Annotated in this window: 21 protein-coding genes; 11 read left to right on the forward strand and 10 right to left on the reverse strand. The window is 66.2% G+C overall.

Annotated features, from left to right (window positions below):
• Positions 1-317 precede the first annotated feature (317 nt).
• Entirely contained in the window at positions 318-878 is a 561-nt protein-coding gene (locus E4L96_RS07680) for a GNAT family N-acetyltransferase (RefSeq protein WP_135206628.1), read from the forward strand.
• A 5-nt stretch (positions 879-883) separates the two neighbouring features.
• Here E4L96_RS07680 and E4L96_RS07685 read toward each other — a convergent pair whose 3' ends face one another.
• The gene (locus E4L96_RS07685; protein WP_229414293.1) at positions 884-1,543 is read right to left on the reverse strand and encodes a 1-acyl-sn-glycerol-3-phosphate acyltransferase; all 660 of its coding nucleotides are present in this window, start codon (positions 1,541-1,543) and stop codon (positions 884-886) included.
• Between the two features lie 99 nt (positions 1,544-1,642).
• Here E4L96_RS07685 and arsC point away from each other — a divergent pair, with 99 nt between their 5' ends.
• From arsC to E4L96_RS07700, 3 genes are all read left to right on the forward strand, one after another.
• A complete protein-coding gene (arsC, locus tag E4L96_RS07690; RefSeq protein ID WP_135206630.1) occupies positions 1,643-1,987 on the forward strand; it encodes an arsenate reductase (glutaredoxin) in 345 nt (114 codons plus the stop codon).
• A gap of 83 nt (positions 1,988-2,070) precedes the next feature.
• Positions 2,071-2,451: an ArsR/SmtB family transcription factor gene (locus tag E4L96_RS07695; protein ID WP_135206631.1), complete on the forward strand. Its 381-nt coding sequence runs from the start codon at positions 2,071-2,073 to the stop codon at positions 2,449-2,451.
• The gene (locus E4L96_RS07700) at positions 2,438-2,953 is read left to right on the forward strand and encodes an SRPBCC family protein (protein ID WP_135206632.1); all 516 of its coding nucleotides are present in this window, start codon (positions 2,438-2,440) and stop codon (positions 2,951-2,953) included. The genes E4L96_RS07695 and E4L96_RS07700 overlap by 14 nt, the downstream gene beginning before the upstream one ends.
• Before the next feature lie 19 nt (positions 2,954-2,972).
• Here the strand turns inward: E4L96_RS07700 and E4L96_RS07705 are convergent, their stop codons facing one another.
• From E4L96_RS07705 to E4L96_RS07715, 3 genes are all read right to left on the reverse strand, one after another.
• Positions 2,973-4,028 (reverse strand): alkene reductase, encoded by a 1,056-nt coding sequence (locus E4L96_RS07705; protein ID WP_135206633.1) that lies wholly within the window; start codon positions 4,026-4,028, stop codon positions 2,973-2,975.
• Positions 4,029-4,042: 14 nt separating this feature from the next.
• Positions 4,043-4,339 carry an ArsR/SmtB family transcription factor gene (locus tag E4L96_RS07710; RefSeq protein WP_135206634.1) on the reverse strand — a complete coding sequence of 99 codons (297 nt, stop codon included), beginning with the start codon at positions 4,337-4,339 and terminating at the stop codon, positions 4,043-4,045.
• Positions 4,340-4,423: 84 nt separating this feature from the next.
• The gene (locus tag E4L96_RS07715; RefSeq protein ID WP_135206691.1) at positions 4,424-5,329 is read right to left on the reverse strand and encodes an EamA family transporter; all 906 of its coding nucleotides are present in this window, start codon (positions 5,327-5,329) and stop codon (positions 4,424-4,426) included.
• A gap of 95 nt (positions 5,330-5,424) precedes the next feature.
• On the opposite strand from E4L96_RS07715, the gene sugE reads away from it, so the two are divergent.
• The 3 genes from sugE to E4L96_RS07730 all read left to right on the forward strand — a co-directional run bounded on the left by sugE (position 5,425) and on the right by E4L96_RS07730 (position 7,742).
• A complete protein-coding gene (gene sugE / locus E4L96_RS07720) occupies positions 5,425-5,748 on the forward strand; it encodes a quaternary ammonium compound efflux SMR transporter SugE (RefSeq protein WP_135206635.1) in 324 nt (107 codons plus the stop codon).
• Between the two features lie 159 nt (positions 5,749-5,907).
• On the forward strand, positions 5,908-6,864 hold the full coding sequence (locus E4L96_RS07725; protein ID WP_135206636.1) for a 4-hydroxyproline epimerase: 957 nt from the start codon (positions 5,908-5,910) through the stop codon (positions 6,862-6,864).
• On the forward strand, positions 6,864-7,742 hold the full coding sequence (locus tag E4L96_RS07730; RefSeq protein ID WP_135206692.1) for a DMT family transporter: 879 nt from the start codon (positions 6,864-6,866) through the stop codon (positions 7,740-7,742). Before E4L96_RS07725 ends, E4L96_RS07730 begins: the two co-directional genes overlap by 1 nt.
• 6 nt (positions 7,743-7,748) lie before the next feature.
• On the opposite strand, the gene E4L96_RS07735 is transcribed toward E4L96_RS07730, so the two are convergent.
• The 5 genes from E4L96_RS07735 to E4L96_RS07755 all read right to left on the reverse strand — a co-directional run bounded on the left by E4L96_RS07735 (position 7,749) and on the right by E4L96_RS07755 (position 11,421).
• Positions 7,749-8,708, reverse strand: coding sequence for a M14 family metallopeptidase (locus E4L96_RS07735; RefSeq protein WP_370660733.1), 960 nt, complete (start codon positions 8,706-8,708; stop codon positions 7,749-7,751).
• Between the two features lie 55 nt (positions 8,709-8,763).
• Positions 8,764-9,225, reverse strand: a complete 462-nt coding sequence (locus tag E4L96_RS07740; protein WP_135206638.1) for a hypothetical protein — start codon at positions 9,223-9,225, stop codon at positions 8,764-8,766.
• Positions 9,226-9,234: 9 nt separating this feature from the next.
• Positions 9,235-9,714, reverse strand: coding sequence for a cupin domain-containing protein (locus E4L96_RS07745; RefSeq protein WP_135206639.1), 480 nt, complete (start codon positions 9,712-9,714; stop codon positions 9,235-9,237).
• 135 nt (positions 9,715-9,849) lie between these two features.
• Positions 9,850-10,737, reverse strand: coding sequence for a pirin family protein (locus tag E4L96_RS07750; protein WP_135206640.1), 888 nt, complete (start codon positions 10,735-10,737; stop codon positions 9,850-9,852).
• Between the two features lie 84 nt (positions 10,738-10,821).
• Positions 10,822-11,421, reverse strand: coding sequence for an FMN-dependent NADH-azoreductase (locus E4L96_RS07755; RefSeq protein WP_135206641.1), 600 nt, complete (start codon positions 11,419-11,421; stop codon positions 10,822-10,824).
• Positions 11,422-11,558: 137 nt separating this feature from the next.
• Here E4L96_RS07755 and E4L96_RS07760 point away from each other — a divergent pair, with 137 nt between their 5' ends.
• Positions 11,559-12,473: a LysR family transcriptional regulator gene (locus tag E4L96_RS07760; RefSeq protein ID WP_135206642.1), complete on the forward strand. Its 915-nt coding sequence runs from the start codon at positions 11,559-11,561 to the stop codon at positions 12,471-12,473.
• 308 nt (positions 12,474-12,781) lie between these two features.
• On the opposite strand, the gene asd is transcribed toward E4L96_RS07760, so the two are convergent.
• Positions 12,782-13,633, reverse strand: coding sequence for an archaetidylserine decarboxylase (asd, locus tag E4L96_RS07765; protein WP_135206643.1), 852 nt, complete (start codon positions 13,631-13,633; stop codon positions 12,782-12,784).
• Positions 13,634-13,796: 163 nt separating this feature from the next.
• Here asd and E4L96_RS07770 point away from each other — a divergent pair, with 163 nt between their 5' ends.
• The 3 genes from E4L96_RS07770 to E4L96_RS07780 are packed head-to-tail and all read left to right on the forward strand — an operon-like array spanning position 13,797 to position 20,352.
• The gene (locus tag E4L96_RS07770; RefSeq protein WP_229414297.1) at positions 13,797-15,965 is read left to right on the forward strand and encodes a TonB-dependent receptor plug domain-containing protein; all 2,169 of its coding nucleotides are present in this window, start codon (positions 13,797-13,799) and stop codon (positions 15,963-15,965) included.
• The gene (locus tag E4L96_RS07775) at positions 15,965-18,178 is read left to right on the forward strand and encodes a TonB-dependent receptor plug domain-containing protein (RefSeq protein WP_167758629.1); all 2,214 of its coding nucleotides are present in this window, start codon (positions 15,965-15,967) and stop codon (positions 18,176-18,178) included. Before E4L96_RS07770 ends, E4L96_RS07775 begins: the two co-directional genes overlap by 1 nt.
• Positions 18,178-20,352, forward strand: coding sequence for a TonB-dependent receptor plug domain-containing protein (locus E4L96_RS07780; RefSeq protein WP_135206646.1), 2,175 nt, complete (start codon positions 18,178-18,180; stop codon positions 20,350-20,352). Before E4L96_RS07775 ends, E4L96_RS07780 begins: the two co-directional genes overlap by 1 nt.
• Positions 20,353-20,355: the final 3 nt, after the last annotated feature.

Here is a 20,355-nt window from a genome sequence, read left to right on the forward strand (position 1 = left end):
GCGCAGGGACCGCCCCCGGCCAGAGCGCTTACTGCCTTGCCTCGTCCGCGCCCGGGGCGCTGAGACAACTCGCGCCTCTGGTCAGCACCTACCCCGGCGACCGCGCCGCCGCATCGCTCCGCGCCGGTCGATGTTGGCTCCCTGGCCGCGCACCGGCGATGTGCGTACGCGGTGGCAGCGCACTTGACCTGTGCGCGTTGGCGCTGACACACCCCCTGGAAACGCGCGCTTGCACCTCCCCGGTGCATAGCCCGGCATGCCGCAATGGCACGGCTCATGCTCAGGTAAAGTCATCTCCATTGCGCACGTCCGAAACCATGAACATCGTCACCGTTACCCCAGCCATGCTCGCCGGGCGCACCAACGAGCTCTCCGCCCTGCTGATCGACTGCGTCCGCAATGGCTCCTCGGTCGGCTTCCTGCGCACCATCGACGCCGCTGAAGCCAGCGCCTACTGGGACGCCGTCCGCGCCGCGATGGAGTCAGGCTGCCGTGTCCTGCTGATCGCCGAACACGCAGGCCAACTGCAAGGCACCGTGCAACTGGACTTCTGCCTCAAGCCCAATGGCGTCAACCGCGCCGAGATCCAGAAACTGATCGTGCACACGAGCGCCCGCCGCCGTGGCGTGGCGGCAGCATTGATGACGAAAGAGGAAGATGTCGCCCGCGAACGCGGACGTGGATTGGTCTACCTGGACACGGAAGCCGGCAGCCCCGCCGAGGCTTTCTACCTCGCGCAAGGCTATACCTGCATCGGTGGCCTGCCGGAATACGCCTGTAGCCCCGATGGTGAATGGCGCGCCAACGCCATCTACTATAAAACGCTGTTCACGCGCAGCGCAGAGAAGGACATGGACTCGCCCCGCGCCGCAGCGTAAACAGTTCAAGCCTGCATGCGCCCCGCACCGGCAGGATCGTCACCGCGCGGCGGCGCCAGTTCGATCTTCGATTCCAGCTCGGGGAATTTGCCATGGTGGCCTTCGTACACCGCCCGAATGGCCGCCATATCCGTCTCCTGGTCGCCCGTGAGATCGAGATAATCGACCACTCCCCACTCCTTGCGCGGATAGTCGATGTACACCACCAGCAGCGGCACCTTGGCCGTCACCGCCAGGTGATAGAACCCGCTGCGCCAGTGCGGCTTGTAGCTACGCGTGCCCTCCGGCGCCAGCGCGAGCCAGAACCAGTCCGACTTCTTCATCGTCTCGGCGAGCCGCGTGATGGCGCCACTGGCCGTCCCGCGTTCCACCGGCACCGCACCCCAGCTGCGCAGCACCGGCCCGATGGTCTTGCCCGCGATCCCGCGGAACAGCTTCTCCTTGGCCAGCCAGCGGAACGGCAGCCCGATCGCCCACTTGCAGAACAGGCCCGTGAACACGTCCCAGTTGGAGGTGTGCGGATAGACCACCACCACGCCGTGCGGACCGGGCAGCGACTTGAAGCGCAGGCGCCAGCCCAGCAGGTTCAGGATGCGCAAGGACAGCCGCTGCTGCCAGGTCGGCAGGTCCTGCGGGCGCAGATAATATTGATCAGAATTTTCCAAAATTGCAGTCCAGAAATACAGCGGCCGCATTATAGCGCGGGCGTTCGCACGGCTGGAAAAACCCTTGCGAGGGCACGCGCGGTGCGGTAAGGTCGCGCGATGACCACGACCATCTATCACAACCCGCGCTGCAGCAACTCGCGCGAGACCCTGCAGCTGATCCGCGCTACCGGCATCGAGCCGTCGGTGATCGAGTACCTCGACCATCCGCCCACGCGCGACCAGCTGCGCGCGATGATCGCCAGCGCCGGCCTGACAGTGCGCGAGGCGATGCGCACCAAGGAGCCCGAATACCTGCAGCTCGGCCTGGACAACGCCACCGACGAGCAGCTGCTGGACGCGATGATAGCCCACCCCATCCTCATGAATCGCCCGTTTGTGGTGACCGAGAAGGGCGCCCGCCTGTGCCGCCCACCCGGCCTGGTGCGCGAAATCCTGCCCTGATTTTTTCACTGGAGCCGCTTGACTCCTCGTTTTGTGGGTGCTAGTTTACCGATAGGTTAATTAACCGATTGGTAAAGTCAAGTATGGACGCGCATCCCGATCACCTCAGCCTCACCTTCGCGGCCCTGGCCGACCCGACCCGTCGCGCCATCCTGGCCCGGCTGGCGGAAGGCGAGGCCTCCGTCTCGCAACTGGCCGAGCCCTTCGAGATGAGCATGCCCGCCGTGACCAAGCATCTCAAGGTTCTCGAACGGGCGCGCCTGATCTCGCGTACCCAGCACGCGCAGTACCGCCCCTGCAAGCTGGAGGCCGCGCCGCTGCGCGAGGCCACCGGCTGGATGGTGCAGTACCGTGAGCTGTGGGAGGACTCGCTGGACAAGATGGACGACTATCTCGCGGCGCTGCGGGCGCAGTCCGCGGCCCCTCATCGCAAGAAGAAGGAGACCAAACATGGCAAACGCTGACACTGCATTCATCCTGCGCCGCACCTTCGATGCGCCGCGCGAACTGGTATTCAAGATGCTGACCGAGGCTGAGCACCTCGCGCACTGGTGGGGGCCGAAGGGCTGCACCATCGCCATCAAACGCCACGAAGGGCAGCCGGGCGGCATCTTTCATTACCGGATGGATTTCGGCGGCGCGCCGGTCGATGGCATGTGGGGCCGCTTTGACTACGAGGAGATCGCGCCGCCACGCCGCGTGGTCTTCATCAACGGCTTCGCCGACGAGGAGGGCGCACGCACGCGGGGCACGATGCTGCCCGTGTGGCCGCTGGAAGTGCGCAACACGGTGACGCTGGAAGAGCAGGGTGGCCGCACGGAGCTCACCCTGCATGCGGAGCCCATCGACGCCAGCCCGGCCGAAGTGGCGGCCTTCGTGGCGATGCACGCCTCGATGGCGCAGGGCTACGGCGGCAGCTTCGACGTGCTGGATGCGTATCTGGCGAAGCTGCCGTCGAAAGGTTAACGACGAACCCTAACGCGGATCAGCCGAGGGCCGGATAGTCCGTGTAGCCCTCGTGCGACGCGTGGTAGAAGAACTCCGGCCGCGGCTCGTTCAGCGGCGCGTTTTCCTTCAGGCGGCGCGGCAGGTCCGGGTTGGCGATGAAGGCCCGGCCAAAAGCCACGGCATCGGCCTTGCCGTCTTTGATCAAGCGGTCGGCCTGTTCGCGGGTCAGCTTTTCGTTGGCGATGTAGACGCCGCCGAACTCGCGCTTGAGCAGCGGACCGAGGCTGTCGTCACCCACCGCCTCGCGGGCGCAGATGAAGGCGATACCACGCTTGCCGAGCTCCCGCGCCACATAGCCGAAGGTTTCCTGCGGCGTGGAGTCGCCCATGTCGTGCGAGTCGCGGCGCGGCGCCAGATGCATGCCGACGCGGTCCGCGCCCCACACCTCGATGCAGGCGTCCGTCACTTCGAGCATCAGGCGCGCGCGGTTCTCGATCGAGCCGCCGTATTGGTCGGTGCGCTGGTTGGTGGAGTCCTGCAGGAACTGGTCCAGCAGGTAGCCGTTGGCGCCGTGGATCTCCACCCCGTCAAAGCCGGCGCGCTTGGCGTTTTCGGCGCCCTTGCGGTAGGCCGCCACCACGCCCGGGATCTCATCCAGTGCCAGCGCGCGCGGGGTTTCGTAGTCCTTGATCGGGCGGACCAGGCTCACGTGGCCCGCCGGGCGGATCGCGCTCGGCGCCACCGGCAGGTCGCCATTCAGGAAGATCGGGTCCGAAATGCGGCCCACGTGCCACAGCTGCAGCACGATGCGGCCACCGGCGGCGTGCACCGCCTCGGTCACCTTCTTCCAGCCCGCGACCTGCTCGTCGGACCAGATGCCCGGCGTGTTGGCGTAGCCGACGCCCTGCGGCGTCACGGCCGTGGCTTCGGACAGGATCAGGCCCGCGCTGGCGCGCTGCACGTAGTACTCGACCATCAGGTCATTCGGCACGCGGCCTTCGCCCACGGCGCGCGACCGGGTCAGGGGCGCCATGATCACGCGGTTGGGCAGGGTGAGGGCACCCACCTTCAGGGGTTCAAACAGTTTGGTCATTCTTGGCTCCGTCGTTACAGCTCGTTGTTCATATGCGCGCGGAAGGCGGCGATGGTCGCCTCGTCGCGCTTGAAGAAGATCCATTGGCCCACGCGCTGGGAAGTGACCAGGCCGGCCTTTTGCAGGGTCGCCAGGTGCGCGGACACGGTGGACTGCGACAACCCCGTGCGCTGGTCGATCATCCCGGCGCACACGCCAAAGTCGAGCGGATGGTGCTGGTGCGCGAAGTGCACTTCGGGCTCCTTCAGCCATTCGAGGATCTGGCGGCGCACCGGATTGGCCAGTGCTTTGAGGATGGCGTCTATGTCCATGGGTCTTTTGTATATCGTCTTTCGACGAAATGCATATTGGGATCTTACGATATAACGGGCAAACGTGCAGAGCACGGCGCGATTTTACGTTTTTTGGGTGGCGGCGCCAGTGGGCGCGGCGGCGGCGGCGGCCTTCAGCTTGCCCGCGTACTGGTTGAGGGCGAGGCCCGCGAGCACCAGCAGGCCGGCCCCGGCCTCCCACCAGTGCAGCCCTTCATTGAGCAGGGCGGCGGCGCTGAGCAGTCCGACCACCGGCACCAGCAGGGTGAAAGGGGCGACCGTCGCCGCGGCGTACTTGCGCATCAGGACCGCCCAGATGCCGTAGCCGAAGATGGTGTTGGCGTAGGCCTGGAACAGCACCGCAAATATGGTCATGCCGTTGATGTGCTGCGCGGCCTGGGCCCACGCGTTCGCGCCTTCCATGAACCAGGACGCCAGCAGCAGCGGCGGCGTGGCGATCAGCGAGCCCCAGGCCACCAGCGACAGGGCATTCACGGCGCCCATCTTCTTGGTCGCGATGTTGGCCACGGCCCAGCAAAAGCCCGCCAGCACCACAAGAACGAAGCCCGCCAGCGTGGCTTGGCCTTCCAGATTGAGCGCGACCACGCCCATGCCGCAGAACGCAACCAGCGCACCCGCGATCTGGGCCGGGTGCGGCCGCTCGCCCAGCATCAGCACCGCAAGGCCGATGGTGAAGAAGGCCTGCAGCTGGATCACCAGCGAGGCCAGGCCCGCGGGCAATCCGAGCTTGATCCCGATGAACAGCAGCGCGAACACCAGCGCGAACTGGAAGGCGCCGTAGGTGGCGACCAGCGACCATTTCGTGTTCGGCCGCTTGACGAAGAACACCAGCGGCAGCGCCGCGAATACGAAGCGCAGGGCCGTGAACAGCACTGGCGGCAGTTCACGCAGCCCCAGTTTGATGACCACGAAGTTCACGCCCCACACGAGCACCACGCCCAGCGCGACGAGAATATCCGCAGGCGACATCGCGTGCTTGTTGGTCGACATGGTGCTCCTCCGTGGATGGCGAACGGGGATTATCGCCAATCCGGGCAAAGTCTGCCGGGTGCTATACTTTTTTTATGACCTGGCTGATCCTCCTTGCCGCCGGACTGCTCGAATGCGTCTGGGCCGTGGCACTCAAGTACACCGAAGGCTTCACCCGCTGGCTTCCATCCACGATTACCATCGTTGCCATGACGGGCAGCGTGGTCCTGCTGGGGATTGCGATGCGCAATCTGCCGCTGGGAACTGCATATGCCATCTGGACGGGGATCGGGACCGTCGGGACGGCGGTAGCGGGCATGGTGCTGCTGGGGGAGCCTGCGGGAGCGGTGCGGCTGGGATGCATCGCGCTGATCGTGGCCGGGATCGTCGGCTTGAAGATGGTAACGCCGGCGGGCTGACGATTCGGTTGCGGCTGCGGCCTGCGGGGTGTGGCCGGGGAGTGGCCACTGATCTTTGGCGCGGTGCGAGGACCGGCCAGCCGCGCGCTGTGCCTTTTTCGGCGCCGGGCGCACGCCGAGTGCCAAGCCGCGCGCGCCGCCTCCACTTATCCTTTGTCCATGCAGACCATTTCCATCATCGATTCCCACACCGGCGGCGAACCCACGCGGCTGATCCTGGACGGCGGCCCGGACCTCGGCCGTGGACCGCTGTCCGAACGCATGCGGGTGTTCCGCCGGGATTTTGACCGCTATCGCACCGCCACCGTGTGCGAGCCGCGCGGGTCGGACGTGCTGGTGGGCGCGCTGCTGTGCGAACCGCATGCTGCCGATTGCGTGGCAGGAGTCATCTTCTTCAACAACGTGGGCTATCTCGGAATGTGCGGGCATGGGACCATCGGCCTGGTGGCTTCCCTGGCCTATCTTGGCCGGATCGGACCGGGAACGCACCGCATCGATACGCCGGTCGGCGTGGTCGAAGCCACGCTGGCGGATGATGGCAGTGTGAGTATCGATAACGTGCCGTCCTGGCGTTCGCGCACCGGCGTGAGTGTTGACGTCGACGGCTTCGGCCGGGTGACAGGCGACGTGGCCTGGGGCGGCAACTGGTTCTTCCTCGTGGACGCGGATGCGCATGGGGTGGCGCTGGACGCCGCGCGCGTGGAAGCGCTGACCGCGTACACGGTGGCGATTGGCGAGGCGCTGGTCCGCGCGGGCGTAACGGGCGACGGCGGGGCGCTGATCGATCACATCGAGCTGTATGGGCGGTCGGCGTCGGGAGCGGATGCGCGCAACTTTGTACTCTGCCCCGGCAAGGCCTACGACCGTTCCCCTTGCGGTACCGGCACCAGTGCCAAGCTGGCCTGCCTCGCCGCGGACGGCGTCCTGGCCGAAGGCGCGATCTGGCGCCAGGAGAGCATCATCGGCAGCGTGTTCGAAGGATCGTATCGCCATGCAAGCGACGGCGATGCCGCGCGCATCCTGCCGACGATTCGCGGCCGGGCATGGGTCAACAGTGAGGCCAGGCTGGTCATCGACCCGAGCGATCCGTTCGCGTGGAGCCTCACCGCGCGATGATCACCCACCGCGCCGCGCTCACTGCCGCTCATATTGCGGCGGTGCTGTTTGGCCTGACCGGCATCTTCGGCGCGCTGATTCATGCCGATGCCACGGTCATCACCTCCGGACGCGCCGCCTTCGCGGTCCTGGCCCTCGGCCTGTACTCGTTGCTGCAACGCCGCTCGCTGCTGCGCGACATGACTGGCACGCGGCTCGCCACGCTGGCGGGCACCGGCCTGCTGCTCGCCGTTCATTGGGTCACATTTTTCGTCGCAGTGAAAGTCGGCGGCGTGGCCGTTGCGACGCTGGGCTTCGCCAGCTTCCCCGCGTTCATCGCCTTGCTCGATATGGCGGTCTTCCGCGAGCGGATCGGCGCCGCCGAAGGCAAGCTGCTCGCGCTGGTGACTGCTGGCCTGGTGTTGGTCACCCCATCTTTTGATTTCGGCGACAAAGGAACAGTCGGATTGATGTGGGGCCTGGCGTCCGGCCTGTCGTTCGCCCTGCTGGCCATGGCCAACCGCCGTGCCACGCGCGGCATGGACCCGACCCAGGTCGCGTTCTGGCAGAACTTCGTGGTGACCGTTTTGGTGGTCCCGTTCGCGCTCACCAAACTGGCGGCGCCAGCGCCGGTGGACTGGCTCTATCTCGGCCTGCTCGGCATCTTTTGCACCGGTCTGTCGCAAACGCTGTTCGTGCGCAGCCTGGAAGGGCTGGACGCCCGAAGCGCCGGCATGATCATCGCTTTGGAGCCTGTGTACGCAATCGCCTGCGCCTGGTGGCTGTTCGGCGAACAGCCCTCCCTGCGAATGCTGGCGGGCGCCGCCCTCATTATCTTCGCCATCGTGCTGGCAGCTCGCGGCAAGCATGCCGCCGAGACGGTGGTCACCCAGCCTTAAAGAGAATTACTCGTACCGCTCGAAATCGGGATTCGGCCGCGTCATGTAGTACCACTCATGATTCGCCTTCGCATTCGTATCCGGGAACAGGATGCGTCCGTCGAACTCCGCATGCACCGGCGACCCATCTGCCCGCACCCCGATCTGGTCACCGGCCTTCACCGGGTCAAAGCTCGCCCACGTTTTCACAAACCGGTCATCGTCGTGCAGCTTGTCGTGCACTTCGACCATCGACAGCGCTTCCATCTGATCCAGCGGGATTGGCTCCGGCGCGGGCGCATCGATGACGCCCAGGTGCGCCAGCGTATTCATGATGGCGCGGTAAGCCACCTCCGGCGCCTGCGGGTCCGCATGCTGGCCGCATTCCAGCGTCAGCGCATAGCCGCCTGTCGAACGCATGAACTCCGTGGTGCCCACTCCGTAGCGCAGCTGCAGTTCCAGGTCCAACCCATCGCCCCCTTTCGCGCGCCGCTTGACGCCCGCGCCGTAGGTGGCCAGCCATCCGTCCACGAAACGGCGCACGCCCAGCACCCGCGCCAGCGCGCGTTCCTTCTGCGCATGCTCGAACGGCTGCAGCAGACCGCCATTGTTGCGCGGCCCGACCATCACGAACGGTTCGCTTTGTGCATTGAAGGAGTGCAGGTCCAGCAGCACTTCATGCTGCGCGAGCAAAGGGCACAGCCAGTTGGCGATATGGTCCTCGAAGTCCTGCGGGTTCTCGTTCGGGAACAGGTTGCGGTTCAGGTTGCGGTCGCCCGCGCGCTGGCCCAGCTGATAGGCCAGCGGATTGGTGATCGGGACAAAGGTCACGCTCCCTGCCGCCACCGTCAGCGCGCCGGAGTCGATCTGCTCCATCACGCGCAGGATGCCCTTGGTGCCCGCCGTCTCGTTGCCATGCACGGCGCCGGTGACGATCAGTTTCACGCCGGGGCGCAGGCCGGTGTAGTTCACGGATTTGAATTGCATCTTGTTCGGAGAGCTCATACGGGGCAGAGAGGAGTGATTGCGGGGCGCCGTTATTCTACACGTCGATGACGGCGGTGTTGTCGGAGAGCCACGCCAGCAGCGCCTGCACGCGCACCACCGGATCCAGGCCGTCGGTGCGGGCGAGCGCCTCGCGCAGGCCGGGCACCATCTCGATTGTGTGGCGGCTGTCGTAGGCCGCGATCAGCAGTGCGCCCAGGGTGGCCGCGTGCGCCGGGTGCTTGCGCATGTGGCTTTCGACGATGGCGGCGAAGGTGCGCTGCATGCGCGGCGTGGGATGCGCGATGTGCGCGAACACGGTCGGCGTGTTCGCGAACGCCTCGCACAGCGTGCGCTCGATATCGTCCGGCGCCATATCCGACGGGATGTCGAAATAGGCCCGGTTCCAGCGCGTGCGCGCATGCGGATGGCCGGGCGGGAAGGCGTCGATGGTCTCCAGCCCGAGCTTGCGGCTGGCCCAGGAGATGGCCTGCGCAAGATTGTCGATCAGATTGGGCATCGCGGCAGGTCAGTAGCTGGAACCGTCCTTGTGGGTAAAGCGCCATTTGCCGTCTGGGCCCATGTGCGCGGCCACGTCGTCGTCCGGATAGTCCGGTTCATCGCCCGGCGTGCGGTCGCCGACTTCCAGGTAGACCACGTCGCGGTCCGTGCGGTTCACCAGTTGGTGCGCGTCGCCTGTCCCATGCGGGAAGCCGGCGCACATGCCGGGAGCCAGCTGGGTTTCGCCCGCGTTGGTGACGAGCGTCGGCGCGCCTTCCAGGATGTAGATGAATTCGTCCTGCTTCGTGTGCGAGTGGCGCAGCGCGGAGGCGGCGCCCGGCGGCACGCGGGTCAGGTTCACGCCGAAGTTGGTCAGCCCAAACGCATCGCCCAGGGCACGCTTGGTGCGGCCCGCCACGCGCGGCTGATACGGGGCAGGGTAGCCCGAGGTGCTTCGGAGGGCCACCTCTTCGGCGGCGATGGCGATGACGCCTTCAAGTTTGACCATGATTCAGGTACGGACGTGTGTGCGGGCCACGATTGTAGCGCTCCGTCCCGCCGCGTGCTGGCTGGGGCCTGCTTTTCGCCGGCACAAGTAAAAAGGGTGCTCCGTTGTGGAGCGCCCTCTTGGACGAGCAGGCAGTCAGGCTGCTGGCCCGGTGCCGCCGAAGCGGCCCGCGCGGAAGTCCTCGACCGCCTGGTAAATCTCGGCCTGGGTGTTCATCACGAACGGACCGTATTGCGCGATCGGCTCCCCGAGCGGCTGGCCCGCGATGAGCAGCAGGCGCGCGTCCGACGATGCGGTGATGCGTACGCCGTCCGCTTGCGGCGGATTGGCCAGGATCGCCATCCGTCCTGCCGGCACGGCCTTGCCTTCGATGACCGCCTCGCCGCGGAACACGTACACGAACGCGTTGTGGGTCGCGGGGATCGGCTGCTCGAAGTGCGCGCCTGCGGGCAAAGCGATGTCCAGGTATAGCGGCTGCGTCACCTCACGCTGCACGGCACCTGCGATGCCGTGGCTGGTCCCGGCGATCACCTGCACTTCGGCGCCGTCGGGCGTCGTAAAGCGCGGGATCTCGGCGGAGGGGATATCGCGGTACCACGGGTCGCGCATCTTGTCCTTGGCGGGGAGGTTAAGCCACAGCTGGAAGCCTTCCATCAGGCCTTCGCTCTGCTCCGGCATCTCCGAGTGCGCCACGCCGCGGCCTGCGGTCATCCATTGCACGCCGCCGTCGGTGATCAAGCCTTCGTGCCCGGCGCTGTCGCGGTGGCGCATGCGGCCGTGGATCATGTAGGTCACGGTCTCGAAGCCGCGGTGCGGGTGCTCCGGGAAGCCGGCGATGTAGTCGCCCGCCTTGTCGCTCCCGAAAGCGTCCAGCATCAGGAACGGATCGAGACGCCGCTGCAGCGGCCCGGTGAGCACGCGGTTGATCTTCACCCCCGCGCCATCCATCACAAACTGGCCGCCGACCAGGCGTTCCACGATGCGGCTCTGCTGCACACGGCCAAATTCAGCTTGCGTCGTCATCTCAATGCTCCTTTCTTCATGAAGCGCGGGCCGCATCTCTGGCGGCCCGCACGAATCGTCCAGTCTACATTGACTGGAACGGATTTAAGCGACGGCTTCGGCGATCTGCTCGTTGGCGGCCGCCTGCGCCTTGGCGACGGCGTCGGCACCCATGCCATGGCCTTCCGAGTAGATGTAGGTCACGTCGGTCAGGCCCACGAAGCCCAGGAAGGTCTTCAGGTGCGCCAGCTGCACGTCGTTGCCGCCATCTTTATGGAAGCCGCCGCGCGACAGGGCCACGTACACCTTCTTGTTCTTCAGCAGGCCTTCCGGGCCGGTCGCAGTGTAGCGGAAGGTCACGCCAGCGCGGGCGATGGCGTCGAACCAGCTTTTCAGCTGCACGGTGATGCCAAAGTTGTACATCGGCGCGCCGATCACGATCACGTCCGCCGCCTGCACCTGGGCGATCAGCGCATCGTCGAGCGCCACTCGGGCGGCCTGCTCGGCGGAGCGCTGGTCGGCGGGCGTGAACAGGGCCTGCAGCGCGGCCTGGTCCAGCACCGGGTGCGGGTCGGAGGCCAGGTCGCGGCGGGTCACCCTGGCGCCTTCGCTGCGCTGGACCAGCTTGGCGACGATGGAGTCGGCCATGCGGGTGGACTCGGAACCGGTGCTGCGGGCGCTGGAATTGATCTGCAGGATGTTCATGGTGGTGTCCTCTTGTGTGTCTGTTTGAACTGCGATGGAGACACTATACGGGTTCCATAATTGCTGCGGAAGCCATGAAAATGGATTACATTGTTCTATGAATGGAACAATCGACCAATGCATAAGTGAGCCGCACCATGGAACTCGAAGCCAACGATCTTCTACTTTTCGCCCGCATCGTCGATAGCGGGAGCATCAGCAAGGCCGCGCAACGCCTGGACCTGCCCAAGTCCACCGTCTCGCGCCGCCTCTCGCAGCTGGAGGCACACCTGGGCGAGCGCCTGCTGCAGCGGACCACGCGCACGCTGGTCCTGACCGAATTCGGCACCACGCTGCTGGAGCACGCGCGCAAGGTGGCGGAGGAGGTGGAGGCCGCGGGCGCGCTGGCCCAGCACCGCCAGGCTGCGCCGAGTGGCCGATTGCGCATCTCCATGCCGGGAGATCTCGCCATGCTGGGCATGTACCGCATGCTGGCCGAGTTCTCGCAGCGCTACCCGCAAGTGACGCTGGAGCTGGACCTGTCGCCGCGCCGCGTGGATTTGGTGGCGGAAGGGTTTGACCTCGCGATCCGCATGGGCGACCTGCCCGATGATGCGTCGCTGGCTGCGCGCCGCATCATGACGCAGCGCCCCGGCCTGTTTGCCTCGCCGGCCTACATCGCGCGGCGCGGCCTGCCCGAGCATCCCGACCAGTTGGTGGACCACGACCTGCTGTGCATCCTCGCGCGTCCCGGCGCGTCCGCCGCCTGGGTCCTCCAGCGCGGCAAGACCACTTGGCAGCGTGAACTTCCGGCCAGGATGATGGCCAATTCGCCCGACCTGCTGGCGCGCATGGCCTTCGCCGGCTTGGGCATCGCCGCCAGCTCCTTCATCTTCGCCCAGCCGATGCTCGACCGCGGCGAGCTGGTACACGTACTGCCGGAATGGGAGATGCCCGAGGCGCACGGCTGGGCCGTCTTCCCCGGCCGCCGCCTCATGCCCGCCAAAGTCCGTGCCTTCCTCGACATGGTCACGGACGCCAACTGCAAGGAGCAGCTGCTGAAGCAAATATAGAACGCTCATTCTCCCCACACCGGGGACGTACCCCGCTCCCAGGCAAGGGACGTACCCCGGATTACCGGGGTAGGACTGCTCCTAATCGGCGCTTATTCACTCTCGACCAGTTATTGAAATAACCAATTCAATCAACGATTTGGCCGTGTGGGGATAATGTGGGCTCATTTGCCAAAACGGGGACGTACCCCGGTCTGGGAACGGGGTACGTCCCCGGTGTTTGCTGGGGACGCGACGAAAGGAGGGGCTGCGGATGCGGCGTGGGGGAGGCTGGAAAGCGCGGCGCAGGAGGCGGCCGCGCCGTAAAATCAGGCGGGCCGGTTGCCCATCAATTCGCCGAGGCGGATGGAGCGCTGCGGCGCCCAGTCGGCGTTGAAGCGGATGGTGCCCGGCTTGAACAGCATGACCACCGTGGACCCAAGCAGGAAGCGGCCCATCTCTTCGCCTTTGCGCAGCACGATCTGCTGGTCCGCGTAAGTCCACTCACGCACCGCGCCGCCGCGCGGCGGGTTGACCACGCCGTGCCACACCGTCGCCATGCTGCCGACGATGGTCGCGCCCACCAGCACCATCACAAACGTGCCGTAGGCTTCGGACTCGAACACGCACACCACGCGCTCGTTGCGCGCAAAGAGGCCAGGTACGCCGCGCGCCGTGGTCGGATTCACCGAGAACAGCTCGCCCGGCACGTAGATCATGCGCGTCAAGCGCCCGTCGCAGGGCATGTGGATGCGGTGATAGTCCTTGGGGCTCAGGTACAGGTTCGCAAAGCTCCCGTGCTGGAAGTGTGCGGCCAGCCCAGCATCGCCACCGATCAGCGCCGCCGTGGTGAAGGCATGGCCCTTGGCCTGGAAAATCTGGTGGTCCTGCACCTCGCCGAACTGGCTGATGGCCCCATCGACGGGGCTCACGAAATCGGCCTGCGCCAGCGGCCGCGCGCCATCCTTCAGCGGCCGGGTAAAGAAGTCGTTGAAGCTCGCGTAGCTCGCGATGTCCGGATTGACCGCTTCCTCCATATTGACCCCGTACTTGGCCACGAACCACTTGATCAGGCGCGTGGTCTGCGGCCCGCCCTTGGCGCCGGCCACGCGGCCAGCCAGCGAGGTGAGTGCCCGTTTCGGCAGAAAGTATTGCGGCAGGACTTTGATACGGTCGGACACGATGCTGTTCTTCTGTCTATGGCGATGCGCGATTATAACGAGCTTCCCGCAATGCGAAAGCCTGTATGCATATAAAATAAATGTTCTCCAAGACAACAAAATCGGAGACGGATGGGTGACAATAGTCGGCTTTGCCGAACCACTTTTGCCCGCTCCGATGTCCATGCATACGCAGTTCCGCCTCACCGTCCTTGCCGCCGCTGTCGCGGCCTGCCTCCCGGTCTCCGTCTTCGCCCAGCAGCCCGCGCCCACAAAGAAGGCCGAGGCGCCCGCCAACAAGGTCGAGATCAACGCCGCCGCCACCAGCACTTACGACCCGCGCCGTGACGACACAGCCAGCAAGATCGTGGTGAGCCACGATGAGATCATCAAGTACGGCGACACCAATGTGCTCGATGTGCTCAAGCGCGTGCCCGGAGTGACCGTGAGCGGTGGCGGTGGCCGTATGGGCGGCGAGGTCCGCATGCGGGGCCTGGGCAGCGGCTACACGCAGATCCTCATCAACGGCGAGCGCGCCCCGGCCGGGTTCTCGATGGACTCCCTGTCGCCGGACGTCATCGAGCGTATCGAAGTGCTGCGCGCGGCCAGCGCCGAGTTCTCGACGCAGTCGATCGCCGGCACCATCAACATCGTGCTGCGCCGGGCCATCTCCACGCGCCAGCGCGAGCTGAAGGCGGGTTATTCGGGCGGCCAGGGCCTGCGCTCGCCCAACGCCAACCTGCAGATTTCAGACCGCATGGGCACCATGTCCTACTCGGTTGCGCTGAACGCGGTGAACAACCGCTTTGACCGGCATTCGCCGACCGTCGAGGAATTCACGGACAACAGCACCGGCGTGACCAGCGTGCGCGAATCCGATCCGTCCATGGAGGGCGGTTTCAAGGGCCTCAACGCGGCGCCGCGCATCAACTGGAACCTGGCCAACGGCGACACGCTGACGTCGCAGAGCTTCATCAACCTGAATCGCCTGCAGATGAACAGCGACCAGCAGGTGACCACGGTGAGCGGCCTGGCGCCGGCCTTCCCGAACACCAGCATGCACACCACCAACGAGGGCGCGTTCGTGCGTTCGGACCTGAACTGGGTCCATAAACTGGGTGGCAGCGCCAAGCTGGATACCAAGATCGGCTTCAACTACAACACCAGCGACAATGAGCAGCGCCGCCGCGGCGGACGCACTGCGGGCGTGGACCTGCTCGACAGCCGCATCGACACCGACAGCACCGAGAAGGGTCTCAGTACCACTGGCAAGTACACCACGCCGATCATGGAAGGCCACTCGCTGGCGATGGGCTGGGACGGCGGCTACACCACACGCGACGAAGACCGCGTGCAGCAAGACCAGCCGGCCGCGCCGCAGTATGACGTCTACGCAGCCAAGGTCGCGCGCTTCGCCGCCTTCGCGCAGGACGAGTGGAGCCTGACCAAGCAGCTGTCCGTGTACCTCGGCGCGCGCTGGGAAGGCATTCGCACCACCAGCACCGGTTCGGGCTTCGCGGATTCGACCTCGCGCCTGTCGGTCTGGAGCCCGGTGGCGCAGGTGCTGTACAAGCTCCCCAACAGCAAAGCGGACCAGGTCCGCTTGGCGCTCACGCGCACCTTCAAGGCGCCTGGCGCCGGGCAGCTGATCCCGCGCCGCACACCGTCCATCAACAACAGCGAACTTGAGCCGGACACCATGGGCAATCCGGACCTGAAGCCGGAGCAGGCCACCGGCATCGATGCGTCGTACGAGCATTACTGGCCGCAGGGCGGAGTGTTCTCGGTGGCCGCGTCGGCGCGCCGCATCACGGACTTCACGCGCCAGGCCATCGTGCTGGCGGACGACGGCCGCTGGGTGTCCATGCCCGTCAACGACGGCACCGCCAACACCCGCAGCCTGGAGATCGAAGCCAAGTTCCCGGTCAAGATCTTCTTCCCCGAAGGCCCGGCGCTGGACGTGCGCGCGAACGTGAGCCGCAACTGGTCCTCGGTCGACGCCGTGCCGGGCCCGAACAACCGCCTGGACCAGCAGACGCCTCTCTCGGCCACCCTGGGCCTGGACTACAAGCTGGGCGCCCTGACCATGGGCGGCAGCTACGTCTTCCGCAACGGTGGCCCGGTGCGCATCTCGGCGACGCAGGCCGCTTACCAGACCGTGCGCCGCGATGTGGACGTGTACGGGCTGTGGAAGTTCGATCCGAAAAACCAGCTGCGCGTCACCATCGGTAACGTGCTGGCGCAGGACTGGGTCAGCGAATCGTTCTACGAGGACGCGCGTACCGCATCGCACCGCCGCATCGTCTACCCCGGCACCATGCTGGTGCGCGTGATGATGGAGATGAAGTTCTGATGAAGGTTGGCGCACTCGCTCACGCCATCGCGTTGGCGCTGGGCGCGTCGGCTGCTGCTGGCGCCAGCGCCGCACAGCAGCAGTCCGCACCCGCAACACCCGCAGCACCCGCAGCAACCGCAGCACCCGCAACGCCAGCAGCACCATTAGCAGAAGCCAAGGCATCGGCCCCTCCCAGCACGGTGGAAGTCAACGGCTCCGCCGCCAGCAACTACGACCCGCGCCGCGACGACACCGCGAGCCGCATCGTGGTTGGCCGCGACGAGGTCCTCAAGTACGGCGACCAGACCGTGCTCGATGTGCTCAAGCGCCTGCCCGGCGTGACCGTGTCCGGCAGTGCCGTGCGTATGCGCGGCCTGACCGGCTACACCCAGCTGCTGCTGAACGGCGAACGTCCGCCCGCCGGTTTTTCCCTCGATACGGTGGCGCCGGACCTGATCGAGCGGATCGAGATCGTGCGCGCCGCGACGGCGGAGTTTTCGACCCAGGCTATCGCAGGCACAATCAACGTGGTGCTCAAGAAGTCGGTGGAAAAAGCCTCGCTGGAATTCCGCGGCGGCGCGGGCTTCGGCCATGATTACTGGTCCCCGGGCGGCACCATGACCATCTCGGACAAGAATGGCCGCCGCTCCTGGAACTTCACCGTCTACGCAGCCCACAGCGGGCATGACGGCGACACCACTGCACTGGAAACGGCGGCCGATCCGAGCGGCCGCCCGACCCTGCGCCGCGAGTACTCGGACCATACGTCGAGCAGCTTCGACATGTTCAACCTGAGTGGCCGCATCAACTGGACGCTGGCTGGCGGGAACACGCTGACCTGGCAGAACTTCCTGAATACCTCGCGCCTGCGCGACCGCCCGTTCTCGCGCAGTACCACCACGCTTGGCCTGCCGCCGGTGAACCCGAATGTGGACAGCTTCATCGACGGCCACACGGAGACCCTGCGCTCGGACCTGAACTATGTCGCCAAGCTGGGGAACAGCGCCAAGCTGGAATCCAAGATCGGCATCACTGCGATGCGCAACATGAAGCGTGACCGGGAGCTGGGCTTCGACCAACCCTCCGTGATTACGCAGGACCGGCGCGAGAAAACACGGAACAGCGAAGCGGCGCTGACCACCACCGGCAAGTATGCGCGCCCTCTAGTTGAAGGCCATGCCGCGGCGGCGGGCTGGGAAGCCGGCCTGTCCCGCCTGGACACCGACAACTGGCTGGCCGAACTCGCGCAGCCGGAGACTATGCAGACCTACCGCGCCTCGGTCTCGCGCCTGGCCTTGTACGCGCAAGACGAATGGACGCTTACGCCGCGCTTTTCGGTCTACCTGGGCGGCCGCTGGGAAGGCGTGCGCACCCACAGCGAGGGGAGTGGCTTCGCGCCCATCACCACCAGCACCAGTGTCCTCAGCCCCTTGATGCACACGCTGTGGAAGATCCCCGGTTCCAAGTCGGATCAGCTGCGCTTCGCCCTCACGCGGACCTACAAGGCGCCCACGGCCTTCATGCTCACGCCGCGCCGCACGCTGGCGATCAACAATTCGCCGACCACGCCGGACTCGGACGGCAATCCTGCGCTCAAGCCGGAATTGGCGACGGGCCTGGACCTCACGTTCGAACACTACCTGGAAGCGAATGGCGGGCTGCTGTCGGCCAACGTGTCGCGGCGCGCGATCAGCCATTACATCCGCAACACGCTGCAGCGCGTGGGCGACCGCTGGGTCGTGGCACCGGCCAACGTGGGCGATGCGCGCACCTGGGGCATCGAACTCGAAGCCAAGCTGCCGCTCAAGACCCTCATCGCCAACGCACCGGCGGTGGACTTGCGCGCAAGCCTGAGCCGCCATTGGTCGAGCGTGGACGCGGTGCCGGGGCCGGACAACCGCCTCGATAACCAGTCGCCGGTCTCCGCGACCTTTGGCGCCGACTACAGGGCGGGCCAGCTGACCGCCGGCACCAGCTTCACCTTCTCCAACGGCGGCTGGGCGCGCACGGCGCTCAACCAGTGGCGCTACACCTCGGTGGACCGCAGCATGGACGTCTACGCGCTGTGGAAGTTCGACAGCCATCTCGCCTTGCGCGTCACCCTCGTCAATGCGCTGGCTGGGGACAGCACGCCCGCGACGCTGTTCCAGGACGATGCCGGCACCCAGTACCGCCGCTCGGTGGAGCTGCCGCTGCTGCGCGGCCGCATCCTGGTGGAGTACAAATACTAATGCGCGCTGCCGCCTGGTCCTTGCTGTCACTGGCCGTAGCGGGCGGCGCCACGGCGCAGGAAGCACCGTCCCGGCCCGCGGACAAGGCCGGGGCACCGGCCACGGTGACGCCGCCGGCGCCGGCGAACAAGGTCGAAGTCAAGGCGAAGGCGGAGGCCTACGATCCGCGCCGCGACGACACGGCCAGCAAGATCGTGGTTGGCCGCGAGGAACTGCTCAAGTACGGCGACCCGTCCGCGCTCGATGTACTCAAGCGCCTGCCCGGCGTAACCGTCAGCCGCGGCGCGGTGCAAATGCGTGGCATGGCGGGCTATACGCAGGTGCTGGTCAACGGCGAACGGCCTCCGTCCGGCTTCTCGCTCGACGCGGTGGCGCCGGAGTCCATCGAAAAGATCGAGATCGTGCGCGCGGCGACGGCCGAGTATTCGACCCAGGCGGTGGCGGGTACCATCAACATCGTGTTGAAGAAGTTGGTTGAGAAGGCTGCCCGCAGCGTGAGCGTGGGCCTCGGCACTGGCGATGCCTACCGCCAGCGCCGGGTCAACTTCTCGCTGGCGGACAAGGACGGCAAGCTGTCCTGGTCCGTGTTCGGTGGCGCCCAGCGCAACGAAAACAGCCCCGCCACGGAGGTGGAGGAGGGCGGAGCGGATGCTGTCGGCATGCCCGATCTGCTGCGCCGCATTCACACTTACGGCCACACGGTCAACCAGGGCCTGGACCTCGGCGCCCGCCTGGTCTGGTCGCTCGGCGACGGCGAGAGCCTCAGCTGGCAGAATTTCGTCAACCGCTCCCACGGCGGTGGCGATAGTTATGGACGCAGCGTGACGGAGCTCGGCACGGCGCGGCCATACCCCAACGTGGACTCGCTGACGGATTACGGCCGCCTGTTTGCGCGCTCGGAGCTCAACTGGGTCGCCAAGTTCGCGGGCGGCAAGCTCGATGCGAAGCTGAGCGCCTACGGCTCGCGCAACGACCGCGATGCCCACATCACGGGCTACGAGCGCCCGGAGCTGCTGACCCAGGACCGCAGCGAGACCATCGAGAGCCGCGAGCATGGCGTCACCAGCACCGGCAAATACTCGCGCTCCCTGTTCGACAAGCACAGTGCGGCCTTCGGCTGGGATGCGGGCACTTCGCGTGCGGCCACGGACAACCTGATGGACGAGCGCCTGCTGGTCAACAGTGTGCCGAAGCGGAACCTGATCGACCAGACCTTCAGCGCGGAAGTCACGCGCCTCGCCCTGTTCGCGCAAGACGAGTGGAATATCACACCGCGCGTCTCGACCTACGTCGGCGCGCGCTGGGAAGGCGTGCGCACTCACGCCTCCGGCACCAGCTTCGATAGCCTGGCCAGCACCACCAGCGTGTTCAGCCCCCTGTTCCACGTGCTGTGGAAGCTGCCAGACACCAAGGCGGACCAGTTGCGCTTCGCCTTCACGCGCACCTACCGGCCGCCCGCGCTGTACAGCCTCACGCCGCGCCGCTCTCTGTCCGTCAACAACTCGCAAACGACGCCAGACTACCAAGGAAACCCGGACTTGAAGCCGGAACTGGCCACCGGCCTGGACCTGACCTTCGAACACTACTTCGGCAGCGATGGCGGCCTGTTGTCGGCTGGCGTGTCCACCCGCCGCATCGACCACTACATCCGCAACACCATCCAGCTGGTGGGCGACCGCTGGGTGAACGCCCCCGCCAACATCGGCAACGCCACCACGCGCGGTCTGGAGCTGGAGGCCAAATTCCCGCTCAAGACCTTCTTCGCGAACGCACCCGCCATCGACGTGCGGGCGAACCTGAGCCGCAACTGGTCCACGGTGGATGCGGTCCCCGGTCCGCATAACCGGCTGGATAACCAGACCCCGGTCTCGTTCAAGGCCGCGCTGGACCACAAGGCGGGGCGCCTGACCACGGGCACGAGCTTCAACTTCACCAACGGGGGCTGGGTGCGCGTCTCCGCCACCGAAACCAGCTACACCTCGGTGAACCGCGAGGTGGAGGTCTACGCGCTGTGGAAGTTCGACCCGAAGCTGTCCCTGCGCGCCACGGCCTACCATGAGCTGAACGACCAGACCACGGCCACGGGTTATCAGGACGCCTACGGCACGTTGTACACCCGCTCCACCGTGGGCAACCGCAGCTTCCTGCGGGTTCAGCTCGAGTATAAGTTCTGATAG

This window comes from Zemynaea arenosa (assembly GCF_004614185.1).
In the GTDB taxonomy this organism is placed as follows: domain Bacteria; phylum Pseudomonadota; class Gammaproteobacteria; order Burkholderiales; family Burkholderiaceae_D; genus Telluria; species Telluria arenosa.

Coding starts and splice junctions, on each gene's coding strand:
- E4L96_RS07760 (WP_135206642.1), top strand. CDS start 11,559: ATGGAACTCGAAGCCAACGATCTTCTACTTTTCGCCCGCATCGTCGAT.
- E4L96_RS07695 (WP_135206631.1), top strand. CDS start 2,071: ATGGACGCGCATCCCGATCACCTCAGCCTCACCTTCGCGGCCCTGGCC.
- E4L96_RS07710 (WP_135206634.1), bottom strand. CDS start 4,339: ATGGACATAGACGCCATCCTCAAAGCACTGGCCAATCCGGTGCGCCGC.
- E4L96_RS07700 (WP_135206632.1), top strand. CDS start 2,438: ATGGCAAACGCTGACACTGCATTCATCCTGCGCCGCACCTTCGATGCG.
- E4L96_RS07780 (WP_135206646.1), top strand. CDS start 18,178: ATGCGCGCTGCCGCCTGGTCCTTGCTGTCACTGGCCGTAGCGGGCGGC.
- E4L96_RS07715 (WP_135206691.1), bottom strand. CDS start 5,329: ATGTCGCCTGCGGATATTCTCGTCGCGCTGGGCGTGGTGCTCGTGTGG.
- E4L96_RS07735 (WP_370660733.1), bottom strand. CDS start 8,708: ATGCAATTCAAATCCGTGAACTACACCGGCCTGCGCCCCGGCGTGAAA.
- E4L96_RS07725 (WP_135206636.1), top strand. CDS start 5,908: ATGCAGACCATTTCCATCATCGATTCCCACACCGGCGGCGAACCCACG.
- arsC (WP_135206630.1), top strand. CDS start 1,643: ATGACCACGACCATCTATCACAACCCGCGCTGCAGCAACTCGCGCGAG.
- E4L96_RS07680 (WP_135206628.1), top strand. CDS start 318: ATGAACATCGTCACCGTTACCCCAGCCATGCTCGCCGGGCGCACCAAC.
- E4L96_RS07755 (WP_135206641.1), bottom strand. CDS start 11,421: ATGAACATCCTGCAGATCAATTCCAGCGCCCGCAGCACCGGTTCCGAG.
- E4L96_RS07740 (WP_135206638.1), bottom strand. CDS start 9,225: ATGCCCAATCTGATCGACAATCTTGCGCAGGCCATCTCCTGGGCCAGC.
- E4L96_RS07775 (WP_167758629.1), top strand. CDS start 15,965: ATGAAGGTTGGCGCACTCGCTCACGCCATCGCGTTGGCGCTGGGCGCG.
- E4L96_RS07705 (WP_135206633.1), bottom strand. CDS start 4,028: ATGACCAAACTGTTTGAACCCCTGAAGGTGGGTGCCCTCACCCTGCCC.
- sugE (WP_135206635.1), top strand. CDS start 5,425: ATGACCTGGCTGATCCTCCTTGCCGCCGGACTGCTCGAATGCGTCTGG.
- E4L96_RS07745 (WP_135206639.1), bottom strand. CDS start 9,714: ATGGTCAAACTTGAAGGCGTCATCGCCATCGCCGCCGAAGAGGTGGCC.
- E4L96_RS07770 (WP_229414297.1), top strand. CDS start 13,797: ATGCATACGCAGTTCCGCCTCACCGTCCTTGCCGCCGCTGTCGCGGCC.
- E4L96_RS07750 (WP_135206640.1), bottom strand. CDS start 10,737: ATGACGACGCAAGCTGAATTTGGCCGTGTGCAGCAGAGCCGCATCGTG.